At 65.2% G+C, this 18,039-nt stretch carries 21 protein-coding genes; 10 read left to right on the top strand and 11 right to left on the bottom strand.

Translation table 11 applies throughout. The features are described 5' to 3' along the window. The first annotated feature begins 65 nt into the window (after positions 1 to 65). Both ACQP1T_RS03795 and ACQP1T_RS03790 read left to right on the top strand, forming a co-directional pair. Entirely contained in the window at positions 66 to 599 is a 534-nt protein-coding gene (locus tag ACQP1T_RS03795) for a carboxymuconolactone decarboxylase family protein (protein WP_433761961.1), read from the top strand. A gap of 272 nt (positions 600 to 871) precedes the next feature. After that, the gene (locus ACQP1T_RS03790) at positions 872 to 1,003 is read left to right on the top strand and encodes a hypothetical protein (RefSeq protein WP_433758566.1); all 132 of its coding nucleotides are present in this window, start codon (positions 872 to 874) and stop codon (positions 1,001 to 1,003) included. 9 nt (positions 1,004 to 1,012) lie between these two features. Here ACQP1T_RS03790 and ACQP1T_RS03785 read toward each other — a convergent pair whose 3' ends face one another. Next, the gene (locus tag ACQP1T_RS03785) at positions 1,013 to 1,780 is read right to left on the bottom strand and encodes a TetR/AcrR family transcriptional regulator (protein WP_433758565.1); all 768 of its coding nucleotides are present in this window, start codon (positions 1,778 to 1,780) and stop codon (positions 1,013 to 1,015) included. Between the two features lie 141 nt (positions 1,781 to 1,921). Between ACQP1T_RS03785 and ACQP1T_RS03780 the strand changes: the two genes are divergently transcribed. Beyond that, a complete protein-coding gene (locus ACQP1T_RS03780) occupies positions 1,922 to 2,299 on the top strand; it encodes a VOC family protein (protein ID WP_433761959.1) in 378 nt (125 codons plus the stop codon). Between the two features lie 133 nt (positions 2,300 to 2,432). Here ACQP1T_RS03780 and ACQP1T_RS03775 read toward each other — a convergent pair whose 3' ends face one another. Continuing rightward, on the bottom strand, positions 2,433 to 3,284 hold the full coding sequence (locus tag ACQP1T_RS03775; RefSeq protein ID WP_433758564.1) for an SDR family oxidoreductase: 852 nt from the start codon (positions 3,282 to 3,284) through the stop codon (positions 2,433 to 2,435). A gap of 99 nt (positions 3,285 to 3,383) precedes the next feature. Between ACQP1T_RS03775 and ACQP1T_RS03770 the strand changes: the two genes are divergently transcribed. Next, on the top strand, positions 3,384 to 3,782 hold the full coding sequence (locus ACQP1T_RS03770) for a winged helix-turn-helix transcriptional regulator (protein ID WP_433758563.1): 399 nt from the start codon (positions 3,384 to 3,386) through the stop codon (positions 3,780 to 3,782). A gap of 15 nt (positions 3,783 to 3,797) precedes the next feature. Continuing rightward, the gene (locus tag ACQP1T_RS03765) at positions 3,798 to 4,214 is read left to right on the top strand and encodes a PPOX class F420-dependent oxidoreductase (protein WP_433758562.1); all 417 of its coding nucleotides are present in this window, start codon (positions 3,798 to 3,800) and stop codon (positions 4,212 to 4,214) included. Positions 4,215 to 4,221: 7 nt separating this feature from the next. Here the strand turns inward: ACQP1T_RS03765 and ACQP1T_RS03760 are convergent, their stop codons facing one another. The 3 genes from ACQP1T_RS03760 to ACQP1T_RS03750 form a co-directional block, all read right to left on the bottom strand. Continuing rightward, on the bottom strand, positions 4,222 to 4,923 hold the full coding sequence (locus ACQP1T_RS03760) for a polysaccharide deacetylase family protein (RefSeq protein WP_433758561.1): 702 nt from the start codon (positions 4,921 to 4,923) through the stop codon (positions 4,222 to 4,224). Positions 4,924 to 4,992: 69 nt separating this feature from the next. Next, complete coding sequence (gene lpdA, locus ACQP1T_RS03755) at positions 4,993 to 6,393, bottom strand: dihydrolipoyl dehydrogenase (RefSeq protein WP_433758560.1); 1,401 nt, start codon at positions 6,391 to 6,393, stop codon at positions 4,993 to 4,995. 328 nt (positions 6,394 to 6,721) lie between these two features. Then, the gene (locus ACQP1T_RS03750; RefSeq protein WP_433758559.1) at positions 6,722 to 7,696 is read right to left on the bottom strand and encodes a dipeptidase; all 975 of its coding nucleotides are present in this window, start codon (positions 7,694 to 7,696) and stop codon (positions 6,722 to 6,724) included. A gap of 169 nt (positions 7,697 to 7,865) precedes the next feature. Between ACQP1T_RS03750 and ACQP1T_RS03745 the strand changes: the two genes are divergently transcribed. From ACQP1T_RS03745 to ACQP1T_RS03735, 3 genes are all read left to right on the top strand, one after another. Then, the gene (locus tag ACQP1T_RS03745) at positions 7,866 to 9,917 is read left to right on the top strand and encodes a prolyl oligopeptidase family serine peptidase (protein ID WP_433758558.1); all 2,052 of its coding nucleotides are present in this window, start codon (positions 7,866 to 7,868) and stop codon (positions 9,915 to 9,917) included. 99 nt (positions 9,918 to 10,016) lie between these two features. Further along, positions 10,017 to 10,919 (top strand): alpha/beta fold hydrolase, encoded by a 903-nt coding sequence (locus ACQP1T_RS03740; protein ID WP_433758557.1) that lies wholly within the window; start codon positions 10,017 to 10,019, stop codon positions 10,917 to 10,919. Between the two features lie 32 nt (positions 10,920 to 10,951). Next, on the top strand, positions 10,952 to 11,608 hold the full coding sequence (locus tag ACQP1T_RS03735; RefSeq protein ID WP_433758556.1) for a TetR/AcrR family transcriptional regulator: 657 nt from the start codon (positions 10,952 to 10,954) through the stop codon (positions 11,606 to 11,608). A 327-nt stretch (positions 11,609 to 11,935) separates the two neighbouring features. Here ACQP1T_RS03735 and ACQP1T_RS03730 read toward each other — a convergent pair whose 3' ends face one another. The 4 genes from ACQP1T_RS03730 to ACQP1T_RS03715 form a co-directional block, all read right to left on the bottom strand. Continuing rightward, a complete protein-coding gene (locus tag ACQP1T_RS03730; RefSeq protein WP_433758555.1) occupies positions 11,936 to 12,796 on the bottom strand; it encodes an alpha/beta hydrolase family protein in 861 nt (286 codons plus the stop codon). 29 nt (positions 12,797 to 12,825) lie between these two features. Then, positions 12,826 to 13,458, bottom strand: coding sequence for a TetR/AcrR family transcriptional regulator (locus ACQP1T_RS03725; protein WP_433758554.1), 633 nt, complete (start codon positions 13,456 to 13,458; stop codon positions 12,826 to 12,828). Positions 13,459 to 13,692: 234 nt separating this feature from the next. Further along, the gene (locus ACQP1T_RS03720) at positions 13,693 to 14,481 is read right to left on the bottom strand and encodes an HAD-IIA family hydrolase (RefSeq protein ID WP_433758553.1); all 789 of its coding nucleotides are present in this window, start codon (positions 14,479 to 14,481) and stop codon (positions 13,693 to 13,695) included. A 57-nt stretch (positions 14,482 to 14,538) separates the two neighbouring features. Further along, positions 14,539 to 14,913 (bottom strand): DUF2867 domain-containing protein, encoded by a 375-nt coding sequence (locus tag ACQP1T_RS03715; RefSeq protein WP_433758552.1) that lies wholly within the window; start codon positions 14,911 to 14,913, stop codon positions 14,539 to 14,541. Between the two features lie 60 nt (positions 14,914 to 14,973). Here ACQP1T_RS03715 and ACQP1T_RS03710 point away from each other — a divergent pair, with 60 nt between their 5' ends. After that, entirely contained in the window at positions 14,974 to 15,555 is a 582-nt protein-coding gene (locus ACQP1T_RS03710; RefSeq protein WP_433758551.1) for a TetR/AcrR family transcriptional regulator, read from the top strand. A 424-nt stretch (positions 15,556 to 15,979) separates the two neighbouring features. Here the strand turns inward: ACQP1T_RS03710 and ACQP1T_RS03705 are convergent, their stop codons facing one another. Then, positions 15,980 to 16,300 carry an ArsR/SmtB family transcription factor gene (locus ACQP1T_RS03705; protein ID WP_433758550.1) on the bottom strand — a complete coding sequence of 107 codons (321 nt, stop codon included), beginning with the start codon at positions 16,298 to 16,300 and terminating at the stop codon, positions 15,980 to 15,982. Between the two features lie 46 nt (positions 16,301 to 16,346). Here ACQP1T_RS03705 and ACQP1T_RS03700 point away from each other — a divergent pair, with 46 nt between their 5' ends. Beyond that, positions 16,347 to 17,528, top strand: coding sequence for an MFS transporter (locus ACQP1T_RS03700; protein ID WP_433758549.1), 1,182 nt, complete (start codon positions 16,347 to 16,349; stop codon positions 17,526 to 17,528). A 45-nt stretch (positions 17,529 to 17,573) separates the two neighbouring features. Here the strand turns inward: ACQP1T_RS03700 and ACQP1T_RS03695 are convergent, their stop codons facing one another. Further along, on the bottom strand, positions 17,574 to 18,032 hold the full coding sequence (locus tag ACQP1T_RS03695) for a MarR family winged helix-turn-helix transcriptional regulator (RefSeq protein WP_433758548.1): 459 nt from the start codon (positions 18,030 to 18,032) through the stop codon (positions 17,574 to 17,576). Between the last annotated feature and the right edge of the window lie 7 nt (positions 18,033 to 18,039).

Genomic DNA, 18,039 nt, shown 5'->3' with positions numbered 1-18,039 from the left:
CTCGGTCCGGCAGGACAGATCACGCCACCGGCGGCGGACAAGGAGGCACAGGCATGGTTTCGGCGTTGCAACCACGCATCTCACCCGGTCGGCTCCGGGAGCTCGGACCGATCAATTGGGTTGTCTGGCAGATACTTTCGCGTGCGGCGGGCACCGACGACGCACATCTGTTCAGCACACTCGGCCGCACCAAGGGACTGTTCCGCGGCTGGCTGCACTTCTCCGGACGCTTGATGCCGGGCGGCCGACTGCCCAGACATGAATCCGAGCTGGTCATCCTGCGCGTCGCCGAGCTGCGCGACTGCGCCTACGAGATGGACCATCACATTCGCCTCGGCCGGCGGGCGGGCGTCACGCCGGAAATCCTGGACCGAGTTCGCACCGGCCCCGCCGCCGAAGGGTGGTCGGACAAGCATCGCGCACTGCTCACCGCGGTCGACAAGTTGGTCGAAACCCGCGATATCGACGACACCACCTGGTCCGCCCTCGCCGAGCATTACGACGAGCGCAGCCTGATCGAAATCGTGCTGCTCATCAATCAGTACGAGGGGCTGGCCGCGACCATCACCGCGCTGCGGATCCAGCGCGACGGCATCTGAGCTATCGCGGCGTCGGCGCACAGTTCGCCCTCGCCAACGCCGCCCATTCCAGATTTAGCAATTCCAGAGCGATCGCCCCCGAAAGCCCCTAAACTGAAACGCGACACGCACAGAGTGACGATTTTCGTTTCCTTCGTCATGCAGTACCACAGCTTTCGAGACATCAACCGACGTGTGTCGCACGCCATAGTGTGACGACACCAGGATCGGAAACCCCTCCATCAACTAGCTGACAATTAGCTGTCGGCTCGATAGGAGAAAGGGGCGCCGTCATGACCGTCAGCCTCGTGTTGATCGTGGCGGGATTCATCCTTCTATCCATCGTGATCACCAGCTTCATGCTTCCCAGCGGTCCGGACGCCGCACGGCATCCGAAACCGCACAACGAGACCGGCGATCAGTAGCCCTGCGGCTCAGCGCTTTTCGATGAGCCGGGCCAGTCCGTCCAGGACTCGCGCCAGGCCGAATTCGTAGGCATGGTCGGCGCTGTAGGCGGAGTCGTGCGCCTGTCCCGCGACCGCGCCGATGCGAGCGGCGAGCGGATAGCGCTCGGCGTCGAAGAATTGGGCCAGTAGCGGGGCGGCGCGCTCCCACCATTGCCGATCGGACATGGCGCTCTCGGCTGCGGCGCGCTCGGTGTCGATGGCTATGCGAGCCACCGATGTGACGAAGCCGAGAACGTAGGTGACGGCCGCGTCCATCTCGAGATCGTCGAGGCCGAGGCCGTCGAAGGCGCGCAGTTCGTGTTCATATTTGGCGGCGATACCGGGGCCGAGCGGCGGCCGCGTGGTCGGCAGGTAGGCGACCCACGGGTGGCGGACCAGCATGGCGCGATTCTCGGCGGCGATCGTCGCGACGCGATCGCGCCACGGCAGATCGGTCAGATCGGCACGCGACATCTCCCGATAGACGGCATCGAGCATGAGGTCGACGAGTTCCGCCTTGCCCGGCACGTAGGTGTAGGTGGCCATGGGCGTCAGCCCGAGCTTGGTGGCGACGGCTCGCATGGTGAGCGCGCCGATCCCATCCGCGTCCGCGATTTCGATGGCCGCCGTGACCACGGCATCCACACTGCTGCGCTGCTTCGGTCCGCGCACCGACGCGGCGGGCACGCGCCACAGCAGTTCCAAGGTGCGCACGGGATCGCCCGCGCTGCTGCGGTCCCGTGACTGCTCGGCCATGCCGCCTCCTCGTTTCGCGAGATTCCTTGCGCGAAAGCCGATCGTATCGACGTGACGCGCGCAACAGTGCCGCGCGAGGAATTTCTGTACGAAGTACAGCGTACTATGTATAGTATTTCTGGTCGACCCAAGGAGGACCTTGTGAAAATCACCGCTTCCGCCATCTCGCTCAATGTCACCGATCCGCAGGCCTCGGCGAAGTTCGCCATCGACCATCTCGGCTTCACCGAGCAGATGTCGGCCGACGGTTTCGTCTCGGTGGCCCGCCCCGATGCCGGTTTCACCCTGTGCTACCTGCGCACCGGTCTCGACAGCTTCAAGCCGAAAGAAAAATCGGGGAGTGCTGGCGAGGGCCTGCTGGTCGCGTTCGTCGTGGACGATATCGATGCCGAGTACGAACGCCTCCAGCGCGAGGGCGTCCCGATCGTGACGTCGATCGAGACCGAGCCCTGGGGCGAGCGCTACTTCCAGACGGCCGACCCGAACGGCATCATCCTGCAACTGGTGCAGTGGGTCTGATGTGGTTCGAGGTCGGACGCCATGCGACCTCGGCTCGTCGGCCAGCCAGTACCTTCGACGTGACGCGACTGCACGCCGTGCCGCCATGTTGCGACGACGGCGTGCGAGCCGGTTGCACCCGCTCTTGGATGCGTCAGGCGAGGGCCGCGCGGAAGACGTCGACGGCGGGAGTCGACGGACGGCCGAGCAGTTTCTGGAGGTCGCCGGAGTCCACATCGAGAATGCCGTCGCCGACACCGGCGTCCGCGTCGGCGAGCACGGCGGCGTAGTTGCCGGGCAGACCGGCCTGCTCGAGCGCCGCGGTGTAGTCCTCCTTGGACAGGTTCTCGTAGCGCACCGGCTTGCCGGATGCCTGCGAAATCACCTGGGCGAGTTCGGCATAGGTGAGGCGCTCATCGCCGCCGAGTTCGTAAACCTGCCCCGCGTGGCCGTCGGTGGTCAGCACCTTGGCGGCCGCCTCCGCGTAATCGGCGCGCGCGGCACCGGCGACTCGCCCGGTACCCGCGGCACCGTGCAGCACGCCGGACTCGACCGTGTGCCCGAGCGCACCGAAGTAGTTCTCCCAGTACCAGCCGTTGCGCAGGAGTGTGTGCGGGACAGTCGATTCCGCCAGCACCTGCTCGGTGCCCCGGTGCTCCTGGGCCAGGATGAGCGGATTCTCGGTGGCGCGCGGAATGCTGGTGTAGGCGAGCAGCTTCACGCCCGCGCGCTCGGCGGCCCGAATTACGTTGGTGTGCTGGGCGACTCGCGCACCGAATTCGTTACCCGAGACCAGCAGCACCCGGTCGACACCGGCCAAGGCCCGGTCGAGCGCTTCCGCGTCGTCGTAGGAGGCCTGCCGGACCTCGACGCCCCGCTCGGCCAGATCGGCGATCTTCTGCGGATCACGCACGATCGCGACCACCGGCGTGGTCCCCTCGCGCAACAATGCCTCGACGACGAGACGGCCCAGCTGTCCACCTGCTCCGGTAACGGCGACGGTCATGACTTACCTCCATGGTCTGTACGTTTCATCAAGTACTAACTATTAGTAAGCACTATGCATTCCGTAGCCACTTTGGTCAAGTTGGGTACTATCGATTCCATGACCACTCAGCGCAACCCGTTGGTGGATACCGACGATCCGACGCTGGAAGCCGACGTATTCGCCCGAAACTGCACCTCACGGCCGGTGCTCCAGAATGTGATCAGCCGCTGGGGCACCCTGGCCCTTGTCGCGCTGCGCGAAGGGCCGTACCGGTTCAGCGCCCTGCGCCGCCGCGTCGACGGTGTCAGCGAGCGCATGCTCTCGCAGACTCTGCAGGCCCTCGAGCGCGACGGCATGGTCCACCGCGAGGTGCAGGAAACCATCCCCCCACGAGTCGAATACACCCTCACCGACCTCGGCGCCCAAGTCGCCGAACGCCTGGAAGGCCTCATCCAGATCATCGAAACCAACATGCCCCGAGTCCACGAGGCCCAAGCCGCCTACCACCGCACCTGACCCTCGAGGATGAGTATGGAAATTTCGTCGGCTGTTGATTTCGCGCGGACTACCAAGCGGTCCGTGCTCACTACGATTCGGCGTAATGGGCGGCCGCAGCTGTCCAATGTGCTGCATGTGGTCGGTGACGACGGGATCATTCGTATCTCGATCACCGCGGACCGGGCCAAGTACCACAATCTGGTGCGCGATCCGTGGGCCGCGATCCACGTCACCCGCGACGACTTCTTCGCCTATGCCGTCATCGAGGGCACCGTCGACCTGACGCCAGTGGCCGCCGACCCGCACGATCAGACCGTCGACGAACTGGTCGCCTACTACCGAGCGGGCTCAGGCGAGCACCCCGACTGGGACGAGTACCGCACGGCCATGGTCACCGACCGTCGCGCCCTCGTGCGCCTGACCCCTACCCACGCCTACGGCATGCTCTGATAGATCCTCAGTGCTTCAGCAGCTCCGACACGGTGACGAATTGGTAACCGGCGGAACGCAGTTCGCTGACGATGCGCGGAATGGCGGCAAGGGATTCGTTCCACTGCCCCATGACGTGCAGCAGGACGATGGAGCCCGGCCGCACCTTGGCGACGGTTTCGGCGACGATGGCGTCGGTGCTCGCCTGCTTACCCGAGTCGGGTTCCACATCCCAGGTGATCGTCGTGCGGTCGTGGTCGGAGAGATACTTCGGCAGTGCCCATAGCTTCTTGCCGTAGGGCGGGCGGAACGTGACCGGGCCCCGATAACCGGTTTTCGCGATTTCCGCGTCGGTTCGTTCGATCTCGTCGCGCACGGTATCGCCGGAGACCAGCACCATCCGGCGATGGTTGTAGGTGTGATTGCCGATTTCGTGACCGGCCTGCGCGATCGTCCTGCCGTATTCGGGATGCACCGCCAAGTCCCGGCCCATGAGATAGAAGGTGGCCGGAATCCCGGCTTCGGCAAGGACTTTCAGCACTTCGGGCGCTTTGTCGGTCGGCCCGTCGTCCAGCGTCAACGCGACCACCTTGTCGGTCGTGTCGACCCGGTTCACCAACCGCCCCGCCAACTGGAAGGTGCGCGAGTTCATCAGGTAATAGCCGCCGACCGCCAGCGCCAACACCACCACGAGAACCAGCGCGGCCCCGATCAACCCTTTGCGTCGCATCGTTGCGCTCCAATGAAATACGGTGGCGCCCGGACCTTTCGGCCCGAACACCACCGTCTTCGATACGGATCAGAAGTTGATCATGTGGCCCGCGAGGCCGTGGAACGCTTCCTGCAGGGCTTCGCTCAACGTCGGGTGGGTGTGGACGTTGCGGGTCAGCTCGTTGACGGTCAGGTCCCATTTCTGGGCCAGGGTCAGCTCCGGCAGCAGCTCGGAGACGTCCGGACCGATCAGGTGGCCGCCGAGCAGTTCGCCGTACTTGGCGTCGGCGACCAGCTTGACGAAACCGGTCGGATCGCCGAGGCCGTGTGCCTTGCCGTTGGCGGTGAACGGGAAGGTCGCGACCTTCACGTCGTAGCCTTCGTCGCGGGCCTGCTGCTCGGTGAGGCCGAAGCTGGCGACCTGCGGCTGGCAGAAGGTGGCGCGTGGCATCATCCGGTAATCGCCGAGGGTGACCGTCGGCGCACCGGCGATGGTCTCCGAGGCAACGACGCCCTGAGCCTCCGCGACATGGGCGAGCTGCAGCTTCCCGGTCACGTCACCGATGGCGTAGATATGCGGCACATTGGTGCGCATGTTGTCGTCGATGGCGATGGCGCCACGCTCGACCGCGACACCGGTGCTCTCCAGGCCGTAACCCTCGACCCGCGGCGCGAAGCCGACGGCCTGCAGCACCTTGTCGACGGTGACCGTCTCCAGGTTGCCGGTCTTGTTGTCCTTGATAGACACGGTGACCTTGGAACCGTCGTCGTCGATCGACTGCACGGCCGCACCGGTGGTGATGGTGATGCCGAGCTTCTTGTACTGCTTGGTGATCTCCTTGGAGACGTCGGCGTCCTCGTTCGGCAGCGCACGGTCCAGGAACTCCACGATGCGCACGTCGACGCCGTAGTTCTTCAGGACGTAGCCGAACTCCATGCCGATCGCGCCTGCGCCGACGATGAGGATCGAGCCGGGCAGCTCGCGGGTGAGGATCTGCTCCTCGTAGGTCACCACATTCGCGCTGAGCGAGGTGCCCGGCAGCAGCTTGGTGACGGTGCCCGCGGCGATGATGACATTGCTGAAAGTGATCGTCTCGGTGCCGCCACTGGACAGGGCGACCGAGAGGGTGTTCGCGTCGGTGAAGGTGCCCTTACCGTCGAACTCGTCGATCTTGTTCTTCTTCATCAGGAAGTGGACGCCCTTGACCCGGCCGTCGGCGACCTTGCGGCTGCGGTCGAACGCGACACCGAAGTCGAAGCTCACATCGCCGGAGATGCCGAAGGTCTTGGCTTCCTTGGTGAAGATATGCGCGAGTTCCGCGTTGCGCAGCAGCGCCTTGGAGGGGATGCAGCCCACGTTGAGGCAGACACCACCCCAATACTTCTGCTCGACGATCGCGGTACGGAGGCCAAGTTGTGCCGCGCGGATGGCGGCGACATAACCGCCAGGACCGGCACCGAGAACGACAACGTCGTAATGGGAAGTCACGCCGTCGAGCCTAACGCTGTCGGGCAAACTTCACCCACCGTCCCCCTGCAACTATGAGACGCGCGCCACCCGGCACGGCGGCTTTCTTGCGACCGAGCCGCTGTGCGGGGCCGCGACACCTTGACTGGTGGCCGCGACAGACGGCAGCGGTGAACTAAACCCCTCGCACCATCAGCAGCACTGATAGCGATCAGCTCTCGAAAAGGACGCGGCCGATCGGTGCGCGCACCAGGCGCGATCGTCGATCCGGTGAACATTATTTACACGACGGCGACCGCAGTCGGGTGGGCCGCATCGTGCACCTGGCGCTGTCCAACCGAGGCACGCTTTAGTCGCGCCAGACCTGCCGCGCGATTCGGGCGAAGTTGCCACCGAATACCGCCGCTCGGTCGGTCGCGCCGAATCCGCGCTCGGCGAGTGCCGCATCCAACCCGGGCAGCTCGTCGAGTCCGAGCAGATCCTCCGGTGGCACCCATTGCAGCGGCCCCCACTTCGTATACGCGTCGGAAAACGCCCCGGGGTCCTGGGCGAGCATGTCATTGAAATCCTCGGCATCGAAGGAGTAATCGGATCCGATGCCGATATGTTCGATCCCGACGAGTTCCGCGCCGTATTCGATATGCGCGGCCATTGCCGCGACCCGCTCGGCCCGGCCATCGATGGCGTTCTGCCCCAGGAAGATTCCGACGCCATTGATACCGATGACGCCGCCGGTCCGCGCACAGGCCCGCGCCTGCTCATCGGTGATATTGCGCGGATGCGACCACAGCGCCGCGAAATTGGAATGGCTGTAGATCATCGGAACTTCGGTGCATTCGGCCAGGTCCAGGCCGGTGCGCCGGGAGCAGTGCGAACCGTCGACGAATATGCCGACCTCGTTCTGTTTGCGCACCAGATCTCGGCCGTAGGCGGTGAGTCCGGTGTCGTCGGTATCCAGACAACCGCAACCGGCCGCATTGGCGTGGTTGTAGGTCGGCAACATTGAGCGGACGCCCAGTTCGTAGAACATTTCGAGGTTATCCGGATCGCCGCCGAGCGGTCCGGAATCCTCCAGGTCGAAGGCCAGCGAAATGGTATCGGCGGCACCGATATCGGCGAACCGCTCGACCAGCCGGAACCGACCGTCGCCCAGCGCATCCCGGCGGAACTTGTGTAGCAGCGCCAGTGAATCCTCGGTCGACTGGCGCGAATACCCTACGTTCACCGATAAATACGACCCGAGCGGATAGCGGGCCAGGTCCGCGATCCGCGCGGAATGCAGTAGTGGCAGGCAGCAGTGCTGCTCCCAGAGAAACTGTGGCAAACCAGCCACCTTCCGCCTCGGTTCGGTATCGGAGCAGCGATCCTACTGATCCGACCGGTACGTACGTCACGCTTTGATTCGATGTCGAGCAACCGGTAACAGGCCGCCCGAATTGCCCGATTCACCGAGTGATATCTCACCTTTAATGCCTCTCGGCAACAATGTGGACATGACGGGCGTTGAGCAAACTGTGACCGATCCTTACCTGTGGCTCGAAGAAGTAACCGATGAGCGGGCCCTCGACTTCGCCCGCGCGCACAACGAGGTGGTTGTCGAGCGTTTCGCCAGCTCCGATCGGTTCACCGAGCTCGAGCGTCGCATCCTGGACATGCTCGACACCGATACCAAGATCGCCTACCCGGGTCGGCGCGGCCGCTGGCTCTACAACTTCTGGCGCGACGCCGAACACCCGCGCGGGCTGTGGCGGCGCACCACCTTCGCCGAATACGCCAAGGAAGCGCCGGACTGGGATGTGCTGATCGACCTGGACGCACTCGGCACCGCCGAGGGCGAGAACTGGGTATGGGGCGGTGCCGCCGTGCTGCGGCCGGAACAGTCGCGCGCGCTCATCAGCCTGTCCCGCGGCGGCGCCGATGCCAAGGTCGTGCGCGAATTCGATATCGAGACAAGGGAATTCATCGACCCCGCCGACGGTGGTTACTTCCTGCCCGAGGCGAAGTCCGAGATCCGCTGGATCGATATCGACTCGGTGTATGTCGGTACCGATTTCGGGCCGGGTTCACTCACCGATTCCGGCTATCCGCGCATCGCCAAGCGCTGGCGGCGCGGCACCCCGCTCGCCGAGGCCGAAACGGTATTCGAGGGCGAGGCAGGCGATGTCGCGGTCTCGGCAGGCTACGACCGGACACCCGGCTATGAACGGCATTTCGTCGGTCGCGCCACCGACTTCTTCAACGAAGAGGTGTACCTGCTCGAAAACGACGGCAGCCTGCGGCATCTCGATGTGCCGACCGACGCCAGCGAGTCCTGGTACAAGGATTGGTTCCTGGTGCGACTGAAGTCGCCATGGGAGATCGGCGACAAGACCTACCCCGCCGGTGCGCTGCTGGCCCTCGACTTCGAGAAATTCCTTTCCGGTGCACGGGAATTCGAGGTGATCTTCACCCCCGACGAGCACACCTCGCTGCACGGCTACGGCTGGACCGAGAACCATCTGCTGCTGATCACCCTGGAGGATGTGCAGACCAAGCTCTACGTCCTCACGCCCGGTCCGGACGGCTGGCACAAGGAGCCGCTCGCCGACACCCCGCCGATGGCGACCACCAGCGTGATGAATCTGGACCCGCTCGAGGGCGGCGACGAATTCATGCTGACCACAAGCGGATTCACCACGCCCGCCACGCTGCTCGCCAGCGCGGTCGGCGGCCGGACCGAGCAGCTCAAACAGGAACCCGGCTTCTTCGACGCCGACGGCATCGAGACCGAGCAGTTCTTCGCGCGCTCCGATGACGGAACCATGGTGCCGTACTTCGTGATCCGCCACCGCGACCGCCAGGGCACCCCCGGTCCGACGGTGATGTCCGGCTACGGCGGCTTCGAGGTATCCCGCACCCCGGCCTACAGCGGCGCCTCCGGCATGGGCTGGCTGGAACGCGGCGGCACCTGGGTGATGACCAATATCCGCGGCGGCGGCGAATACGGCCCGCAGTGGCACACCTCGGTGCAGAAGGCCAACCGGCACAAGGTCTATGAGGACTTCTCCTCGATCGCCAAGGATCTGGTGGCCCGCGGCATCACCACGCACGAACAACTGGGTGCGGTCGGCGGTAGCAATGGCGGCCTGCTCATGGGCGTCATGCTGACCCGCTACCCGGAACTGTTCGGCGCCATCGTCTGCCAGGTCCCGCTGCTGGATATGCAGCGGTATCACCTGCTGCTGGCCGGTGCGTCGTGGATGGCCGAATACGGCGACCCGGACAAGCCCGAGGAATGGGAGTACATCAGCAAGTACTCGCCCTACCAGAACGTCCGCGCCGACGCGTCCTACCCGCCGATCCTGCTGACCACCTCCACCCGCGACGACCGAGTCCACCCGGGCCACGCCCGCAAGATGGCGGCGTTGCTGGAAGAACAAGGCCACACCATCTGGTACCACGAGAACATCGAAGGCGGCCACGGCGGCGCAGCCGACAACAAACAGTCCGCCTTCCAAGCCGCCCTCATCTACGAATTCTTCACTCAGATGTTGATGGAACGGTAGTTACGTCCAACCGGCCCGGTGCAGTCTGCACCGGGCCGTCTCCTTGCAGCGGTATGTCTACGATGTAGACTCGGTCTACGTCGTAGACAAGGAGCTGTAGTGGCCGAAACCGTCGTACGAATCGTCGAAACCGCTGGCGCGCGACTGCATACCGAAGCGGCCGGAACCGGGCCGGACCTGGTCCTCATTTCCGGAGGCGGCGGTGATGCCGGAATGTACGAAGCTGTCGTGCCGCTGCTGGCCGACAGTTTCCGCGTGATCACCTTCGACCGGCGCGGCAATTCGCGCAGCCCACTCACCGAGCCACACGCCACGATCGATGTCGCGACGCAGGCCGCGGATGTCATCGCGGTCCTCGACGCCTACGCGATCGAGCGTGCCCATGTCTTCGGCAGCAGCGGTGCCGCGATCATCACACTCGAACTGCTTGCCGCACATGCAGATCGGCTCATCAACGCGGTCGTGCACGAACCGCCGCTGGTCCAGCTGCTGCCCGTCGAAAGCCCTGCGCGGCAGGAGATCGCCGACATAGGCGCACTCGCCGTTGCAAAGAGTCCGATGCGGGCGTTCGCGGCATTCGGCGTTCTGACCATGCCGAATGTGCCATGGATCCTCCGGTCGAGTCTGGGACAAACTCTGCTGGCCGGTGCGAGTCGCGTATCGCTCGCGATCGGAGCCGCACTCCGCCGGATCACCCGAACTCAGCCCTCGACCATGACCCGCCAACTGAACAATGCCGACCTGCTGCTCCGCCAGGAACTGCCCGTCTTCTGCTTCGACTACCACCCGGACCTGGCCGCCCTCCGGAAGGTCGAGGTGCCGTGGCGGCTCGCGACCGGCCGCGAGAGCGTCGGTAAGCCGTACTACGTCGCCACCCATACACTGGCCGACGAACTCGGCCGGGACTGTGTGGAATTCCCCGGCGGACATGTGCCGTATCAGCTGCAACCGGACGCATTCGTCGATCGGCTCATCGAACTGTTCGACGAGATGGGTGAGTGAGCATTGCGATCTGCCGACCGAAGGACCTCGCTATGAGTCGAACCGGTGGGCGCAGGCAGCCGACCACCCGGATCACGCTGAATCGTGATTACATCGCCGGAGTGGCGTTGACCGTCATCGACACGGCGGGACTCGACGGCTTCACCATGCGGAAATTGGGTACGGCCCTCGGCGCGGACCCGATGGCCGCCTATCGGCATTTCGCCGATCAGCAGGACCTGTTCGACGGCATCGCCGAGGCGATATTCGACGAACTGGATATGGAAAACCTACCGTGGCAAGAGGATTGGCCGGAGCTGATGAGCGCTTATGCGCATCGACTGCGGTCCACCCTTCGGCGACATCCGAACGCGGTGCCGATCTTCGCCACACGGCCGGTCCGCAGCGCCGCAGCGATAGAGACCGGGAACTGGATGCTGGAACGCCTACAGGGCGTTGGCTTTACATCCGCCGTGGCCTTACAGTTCGCCCGCTGCCTACGCGAATACGTGGTCGGGCACATCCTCAGCCAAACGGTGGCCGCCGTCGCGGCACAGCGCAGCCGCAAGCCCGCTCCGAACGCCCCCGACTACAACAACCTCGCCGCAGCCGCCGACGCCACCGCCGACACCGACCACTTCGAAATCGGCCTCACCGCAATGCTCGACGGCTTCGGCAAGCACCTCGGCGAAATCGCCGACCATTCTTAGCACCGTCGGCCGGGGCGGGCACTTGATTCAGCGCCGCCTCGGCAGAAGACTCTCGAAATCGCTGTCCACCAACGCCTTCCGGCATTCCAGAAGATCCAGATGCAGTTGCCGCCGTTGCTCATTCGCCACGGTCACAAGCGTAGCCCCGCATCCAGATCGCTTTGCTGCGCCATCTGCCTCCGGCCGCTCGCCGAGCGTAGTGATACGGCGGTCGAATTCGCTGTGTGCGACCACCATTCGACTAGGTTCGATGGAACGCTGGGTCCCGCGCGGCGCTGGCCGTGCCCGGGGTCGATGAGCGCCGAGCTGACAGGCACCATCAAGGGATCAGCGGTCCCGTAGCCACTTCTCGATTTGATCGACCGTGCTGCTGTATCGACGGATCCAACCGTTGTGTCCCAATGGTTGGGGGTGCAGCCAGGTGGTCACCTCGGCGTTGGGCATCTTGGCCAGGAGGTGGGCGGCCGAACTGGTCGGGGCGATGTCGTCGCCGGTGATGGTTATGGATAGCACCGGGAGCTTCAGTCTGGAGATCCGCTCCTCGTAGTCGATGTCCGCGTCGACCGGCACGAAGCGGCCGGTGCGGGCCAGGCGGGCCCAGTCCGACAGCAGTACCTTCGACTGGCGTCCGAAGCCGCCCAGCGAGATCCGGTCGCCGGGCCAGAAGCCGGTCAGATTGGCCGTCAGCGACATGGCCGCGGTGCCCACCAGCATGCCCGGCCCCGAAATGCCCCGGAACCCACGGTGATACGGGGTGCCGGAGGCGATCAGGATCAGACCGCCCAAGCGGCCGCGGATCCGCGACGCGTACAGCACCGCGAGCTGGCCGCCCATGCTGTGGCCGAGCAGATACGGGGTGCTGTCCGGGAACCGGTCACGCACCACCGAGAAGATCGCCGGGAAGTCGACCGAGACCAGTTCGTGGTAGCCGAAGGTGCTCGCGGCGCTCGGACGCGGACGACTGTCACCCACGCCGCGCAGCTCACCGATCGCGACATCGAAACCACGCGCGGCCAACTCCTGGGCGAACAGTTCGTAGTACCCGGCCGGGACACCGAGGCCGGGCACCATCACCACCACCGGACGCGGCGCATCGGGGCGCACCGGATGCCGATGCGCACCGGTCGCCGGGAACAGCCGCACCGGCACGGTGGTGCCGTCCGGCATCTGGATGGGGACCGTCTCCATGAGCGCACGCTAGCCGACGGGTGCCGGAACTACGCGCCGACCGCACCCATGATCACTCGGCTGAGCACCCGGATCACGTCGTCTAGTGGCGGGCGCGGATCCGAACCGCTCCAGGAATCCACCACGTAGTTGACCGCGCCGATGATGGCAAGCACCCGCATCTCGTAGTCGCCCGTTGGGATTTCGCCGTGTAGGGCGGCATCCTCGGCGGCGCTGGCGAGTAGCGAACCCCAGACGCGGCGCAGCTCCAGCCGGAACTTCTCCACCTTCGGGCCGGCGCCGACGACCTCTACCAGCGCCACCCGCGCCTTGCGCGGATCGGAGCCGATGGATTGGACGTAGGCGCGCACCGCGGCATCGATGATCTCCAGCGCGGTCGCATCGGATTTCTTCTCGAGGGCGGCGGTCACCGCTTCGCGCGATTCCTTATCGATCTGCTCGTAGAGCTCGAGTAGGAGAGACTCGCGGCCGGTGAACTCCTCATAGAACTGCCTCGAGGAGAGTCCGGCGTCCTTACAGATAGCGCCGACCGAACTATTGGCGTAGCCGTCGCGTGCAAAGACCGTAAGGCCCGATTCCAGAAAACGCGCACGCCGCTGACGTTGCCGGTCCTCTACGGGTTGCCCGGCATACATTCGTCCCGTATTCGCATCCTGTGACATTGGGGCAGACAATACCGAAGGGCCCGATCCCCTCGTCATGGATCGGGCCGTTCGTCTCAACCTTCGGCGGAATAGGCGTTAGCCGAAAGTTGGCCGCTCGGTTGCTATTGCGCTTGCCGGCTACCGCTCTCCGATCTAGTTGCCACCACGATGGTCGTCACTGACTGTTTGCCGCAACGGAGGATACCGAGAGGTTCGGCACGCCGAAAGTGTTTTGAAGGACTTTTTTTATAATTATTCTTTCGGCCGGACTTTCAACAGCGCGGGCAGTTCCGCCACTGAATCGATGACGTGATCCGGTGCGGTCGATGCCGCCGCCAGAACGGCGGCCCGGAATTTGCCGGTGCGCACCAGAACTCCGGTCATACCGACCTGTTGGGCGGCGAGCACATCCGATTGCAGATCGTCGCCGATCATCAGCACCTCGGCCGGATCGAGGCCCATAAGGTCCGCGCAGGTGTGGAATCCGGCCGCCGCGGGCTTGCCGACCACCGCGATCTCGGCATTGCCCGCCGCCTCCAGACCCGGCAGGTACGCGCCCGCGTCGATGCGAAGCCCGGTGTCGGTGGCCCAGGTCAGGCCGCTGTGCATCGCGACGACCGGTATACCGTCCAGCATCAGCTCGGCCACCCGGCTCAGCGCGGCATGGGTGAATTCCGCACCGGCGCCGCCGATTACGATGACGTCGGGGTGTTCGTCGTCGAGAGTGAGCTCGGCGAGGTCGGCCTCGATATCGCCGTGATTGAGCACCCAGACTGCCGCATCCGGGTAGTGGCGGCCCACATATTCGCCGGTGAGCCGGGCGGCGGTGACGATCTCCGCGGTATCGACATCGAATCCGGCGTCGCACAGCCGCTCGGCGATCTCGGCGCAGGTGCGGGAGGTGGTATTGGTGAGAAACCTTCGACGCAAACCACTTTCACGCACACGACGCACGGCGTCGACCGCACCGTCGATCTCGTGCCAGGAAGTCACCAGCACGCCGTCGATGTCGTAGAGCACACCGCGTATGTCGCCAGACATGGGTTCAGCCTACGACCGTCGAACGGAGCCGTCGCCGCATCCGTTCGATACGGCGGGTCAGCGGACGAAACCGCGGGCCGCGCGCGCGAGCATCCACGGCACGAGCCGACGGTGGAATGGGCGCACGACGGCGAAATACCTTCGACCCCAGCGATTTCGATACTTGACCAGCGACGTGATGGTGACCGTTCCGTGCTCGACCAGAACCGAAACGACGAAGTCGAGAACCGCCGTCTCATCGGCGGTCACATGCTCGTGCTCGTCACTTTCGCGATCGGGAAAAGGCTTGCCGAAGAATATCTTTCGCGTCCATTCCCGAGGATCGATAGGAGCGCCGGGCGGTAGCGTTATTTCGTAGGAATCGACGTAATCCCAATCGGTCCGGGACGAGCGCGCCAGGGTGGCCCGTTCGGGAATCTCATAAGTCGGCATCGCATTCCTCCGGCACTCCATACGGCAGCGTATGGAATGACCATACGATAGCGTACGGCAATGGCACAAGGGGATGCGAAGGCACGGCTCAGCGCCGACGATTGGGCACAGGCCGCCCTGAACGCGCTGGCGGAGGGCGGCTTGGCGGCAGTGGCCGTCGAACCCATCGCCAAGCGGCTCGGCACCACCAAGGGCAGCTTCTACTGGCATTTCAAGGACCGTGCGGCCCTCATCGATGCGGCGCTGGCGCGTTGGGAGCAGCGCAGCACCGACGATGTGATCGCCGAGATCGCCGTCGAGACCGACCCGGCCGAGCGGTTGCATCGACTCTTCGCCCAGGTCATCGATTACGCGGCCACCGGACGCATCGAATTGGCGCTACTGGCCTCCGCTGACCAGCCGTCGGTCGCCGCGACTTTGCGCCGAGTCGCGGATCGGCGCATCCAATACGTCGCGGAATTGCTACACGAATTGGGGCTGACCGCCGGGCAGGCGCGGACCAGAGCGGTTGTCGCCGTGAGCATTTACCACGGTTTCAATCAACTGGCCCGCGTCTCCCCCGACACGCTCCCGACCACCGAGAAGCAGCGAAGGGCGTTGGTGGACAGCGCATTCGAGAGTCTGCTGCCGACACGGAACTGACTCAGCTGCCACCGCCGCAACCGCCGCCGCCTCCGCCACAGCCGCCACCGCCTCCGCCACAGCCGCCGCCACCGCAGCCTGAGCCGCCGCCACAGCTGGATCCACCGCCGCAACCGCCGCCGCTGTCACCGCCGCTGCCCGCGGCCCATCGACTTCGTCTGCGGCGGTTGCGGTGCCCCCGACTGTCGCGATTCGCGTACTTGATGATCGTCAGCGTGCCGAACAGCACTAGGAAACCGATCACGATCGCGACAAAGATTCCGTTCATTGTCCCCACCCCTGAGTGACGTTCGAGGCTTGTCCTCGCACCAAGTGCACCTGCTACCGGACCGCCGGTAAAGCCAATACTTTTGGGGCGTTTGAACCGGTCGACGGACGCAGCCAGCGGGCACCCGGCACGCCGAGGCTGGGCGAATGAATCGGATCAGGATTGCGAGCCGTTGACGATCGCGTCGAGCAGGCCTGGGAAACGTTCGTCCAGATCGTCGCGCCGCAGTTCGACCAGCCGATTGCGGCCGGAGACGTAGGTGGTCGTGACACCCGCGTCGCGCAGCACCTTCCAGTGATGCGATGCGGTCGCGGCGGTGATTTCGACGTCGAATTTGTCGATGGCGCAACTGAGCGGCTCGCGGACCCCGGCGAGCGCGCGGATCAGCTCCAGCCGGATCGGATCGGCGATGGCGCTGAGCACCCGGATCAGGTCCAGGTCGCCGGTGCTCGGCTGCGGTAGCTGACGCACGTTCATCCTCCGATCGTTTGACAACTATCGAATTATATCCCAACATCATAAGATGCTTCGACAACCATCGAACAATCTGTATCGATCCCTGATCCCACTCGCCGTCGGCACCTTCGTGCTCGGTACCGATGGCTTCGTACTCAATGGCATGCTCCCGCTCATCGCCCACGACCTGGACGTTTCGGTGGCCACCGCGGGCCAGCTCACCACCATGTTCGCCTGGACATACGCCATCGCCTCGCCGATCATCGCGGCCGCCACCGGATCCTGGGACCGGCGTTGGGTATTGGGCGGCGGTGCGATCCTTTTCGTCCTCGGCATGATCGGACAGGCTGCGGCGCAGGACTTTTCGGTGATGGCCGGGGCGCGCATCGTCGCCGCGATCGGCGCGGCGGCGTTCCAGGCCAATGCCTTCGCCGTGGCCGGGGTGGTCGCCGACGACGCGCACCGCGGCCGGGCACTCTCCGTCGTCACCGCCGGAATCACGCTATCCGCGGTCGCGGGCGTGCCGATCGGCATATTCGTGGAGCGTTGGATCGGCTGGCGCGGGGTGCTCTGGGCGATCGCCGTCGGCGGCGCCATCGCGGCCGCCCTCGTCGTACTGCTGCCGCGCGTCACGTTGCCGAGTACCGGATTGCGCGATCGCGTCGGCGTGCTCGCCCGGCCCGCCGTACTGCGGGTTCTGCTGGTGACGACCCTGCAGATGACCGCGGCCTACACGACCATCGTCTACCTGCCGGTCGTCGTCGCACCATCGGTGCCGCAGGGGCACCTCGCCTGGCTGCTGCTGGTCATGGGCATCGGTCAGGTCATCGGCAACTCGCAGGCGGGCCGGGCAGTGGACCGCTTCGGCCCGGCACCGACGCTGACCGTCGGACTCGTCGGCAGCCTCATCGGCCTGCTCCTGCTCGACCCGGCCACCCACGCCAACTGGGCGGTCTTCGCGGTACTCGGCCTGACCGGCCTGTTCGGATCCGCGATCCTCATCCCGCAGCAGTTCCGGCTCTTCGCCATTGCGCACGACGCGCCGACCGTCGCACTCGGACTCAATGGCTCGGCCATCTACCTCGGCAGCGGCATCGGCTCCCTGCTCGGCGGCACGGTGCTGGATTCATCGGGCGCGAACTGGCTCCCGTGGACCTCCGCCGCGGTCGGCTTCGTCGCACTCGCGCTCGGCGTCGCGACACTGCGTCGACCGGCCCGCACCGCAACGGCGGTAGCCGTCGCGGCGTGAAATCGCGCGCACGCCAATAGCTCCCGGGTCGATCCGATCCGGGAGCTATTTTTTCGGCGCGGATTCGGGGCGAATGGAATCGAGCAGATCGGCGCAGCGGGTGAGCAGCTCGCGCAGCGCGGCGTGTTCGGCCTCGGTGAATTCGTCGGCCAATGCGCGTTCCACGCGCACGGCATTCACGTCCGCCTCTTTCGCGAGCGCCGCGCCCGCTTCGGTGAGACGGGTCTCCAGGACGTTCTTGTGCCAGGCATGCGGGGTGCGCTCGATGAGGCCGCGGTCCTGGAGGTTGGTCAGGATCGTATTCATGGTCGGCGGGGTCACCCCGCACAGCCGGGCCAGTGCGGCGGCATTGATACCCGGGTTTTCGATGAGGAACAACAGGGCCCCGTACTGGGGAACGGTGAGGCCCACCGGTTTGAGCGCCGCGCTCTTCGCCGAGTTGAGGGCCTGTTCGGCGCGCTTGAGATACGAGCCGAGGCGCTCGGAGGAGTGCATGGACGTCATATCCGCA

The organism is Nocardia sp. CA-135398, assembly GCF_050955845.1.
In the GTDB taxonomy this organism is placed as follows: Bacteria; Actinomycetota; Actinomycetes; order Mycobacteriales; family Mycobacteriaceae; genus Nocardia.
This window is presented reverse-complemented; position numbering and strand designations above follow the sequence as displayed.

Excerpts from the sequence above, each read along its gene's own strand:
- ACQP1T_RS03790 (WP_433758566.1), top strand. The coding sequence starts at position 872 with ATGACCGTCAGCCTCGTGTTGATCGTGGCGGGATTCATCCTTCTATCC.
- ACQP1T_RS03785 (WP_433758565.1), bottom strand. The coding sequence starts at position 1,780 with ATGGCCGAGCAGTCACGGGACCGCAGCAGCGCGGGCGATCCCGTGCGC.
- ACQP1T_RS03775 (WP_433758564.1), bottom strand. The coding sequence starts at position 3,284 with ATGACCGTCGCCGTTACCGGAGCAGGTGGACAGCTGGGCCGTCTCGTC.
- ACQP1T_RS03770 (WP_433758563.1), top strand. The coding sequence starts at position 3,384 with ATGACCACTCAGCGCAACCCGTTGGTGGATACCGACGATCCGACGCTG.
- ACQP1T_RS03765 (WP_433758562.1), top strand. The coding sequence starts at position 3,798 with ATGGAAATTTCGTCGGCTGTTGATTTCGCGCGGACTACCAAGCGGTCC.
- ACQP1T_RS03760 (WP_433758561.1), bottom strand. The coding sequence starts at position 4,923 with ATGCGACGCAAAGGGTTGATCGGGGCCGCGCTGGTTCTCGTGGTGGTG.
- ACQP1T_RS03745 (WP_433758558.1), top strand. The coding sequence starts at position 7,866 with ATGACGGGCGTTGAGCAAACTGTGACCGATCCTTACCTGTGGCTCGAA.
- ACQP1T_RS03735 (WP_433758556.1), top strand. The coding sequence starts at position 10,952 with ATGAGTCGAACCGGTGGGCGCAGGCAGCCGACCACCCGGATCACGCTG.
- ACQP1T_RS03730 (WP_433758555.1), bottom strand. The coding sequence starts at position 12,796 with ATGGAGACGGTCCCCATCCAGATGCCGGACGGCACCACCGTGCCGGTG.
- ACQP1T_RS03725 (WP_433758554.1), bottom strand. The coding sequence starts at position 13,458 with ATGTCACAGGATGCGAATACGGGACGAATGTATGCCGGGCAACCCGTA.
- ACQP1T_RS03720 (WP_433758553.1), bottom strand. The coding sequence starts at position 14,481 with ATGTCTGGCGACATACGCGGTGTGCTCTACGACATCGACGGCGTGCTG.
- ACQP1T_RS03715 (WP_433758552.1), bottom strand. The coding sequence starts at position 14,913 with ATGCCGACTTATGAGATTCCCGAACGGGCCACCCTGGCGCGCTCGTCC.
- ACQP1T_RS03710 (WP_433758551.1), top strand. The coding sequence starts at position 14,974 with ATGGCACAAGGGGATGCGAAGGCACGGCTCAGCGCCGACGATTGGGCA.
- ACQP1T_RS03705 (WP_433758550.1), bottom strand. The coding sequence starts at position 16,300 with ATGAACGTGCGTCAGCTACCGCAGCCGAGCACCGGCGACCTGGACCTG.
- ACQP1T_RS03700 (WP_433758549.1), top strand. The coding sequence starts at position 16,347 with ATGCTTCGACAACCATCGAACAATCTGTATCGATCCCTGATCCCACTC.
- ACQP1T_RS03695 (WP_433758548.1), bottom strand. The coding sequence starts at position 18,032 with ATGACGTCCATGCACTCCTCCGAGCGCCTCGGCTCGTATCTCAAGCGC.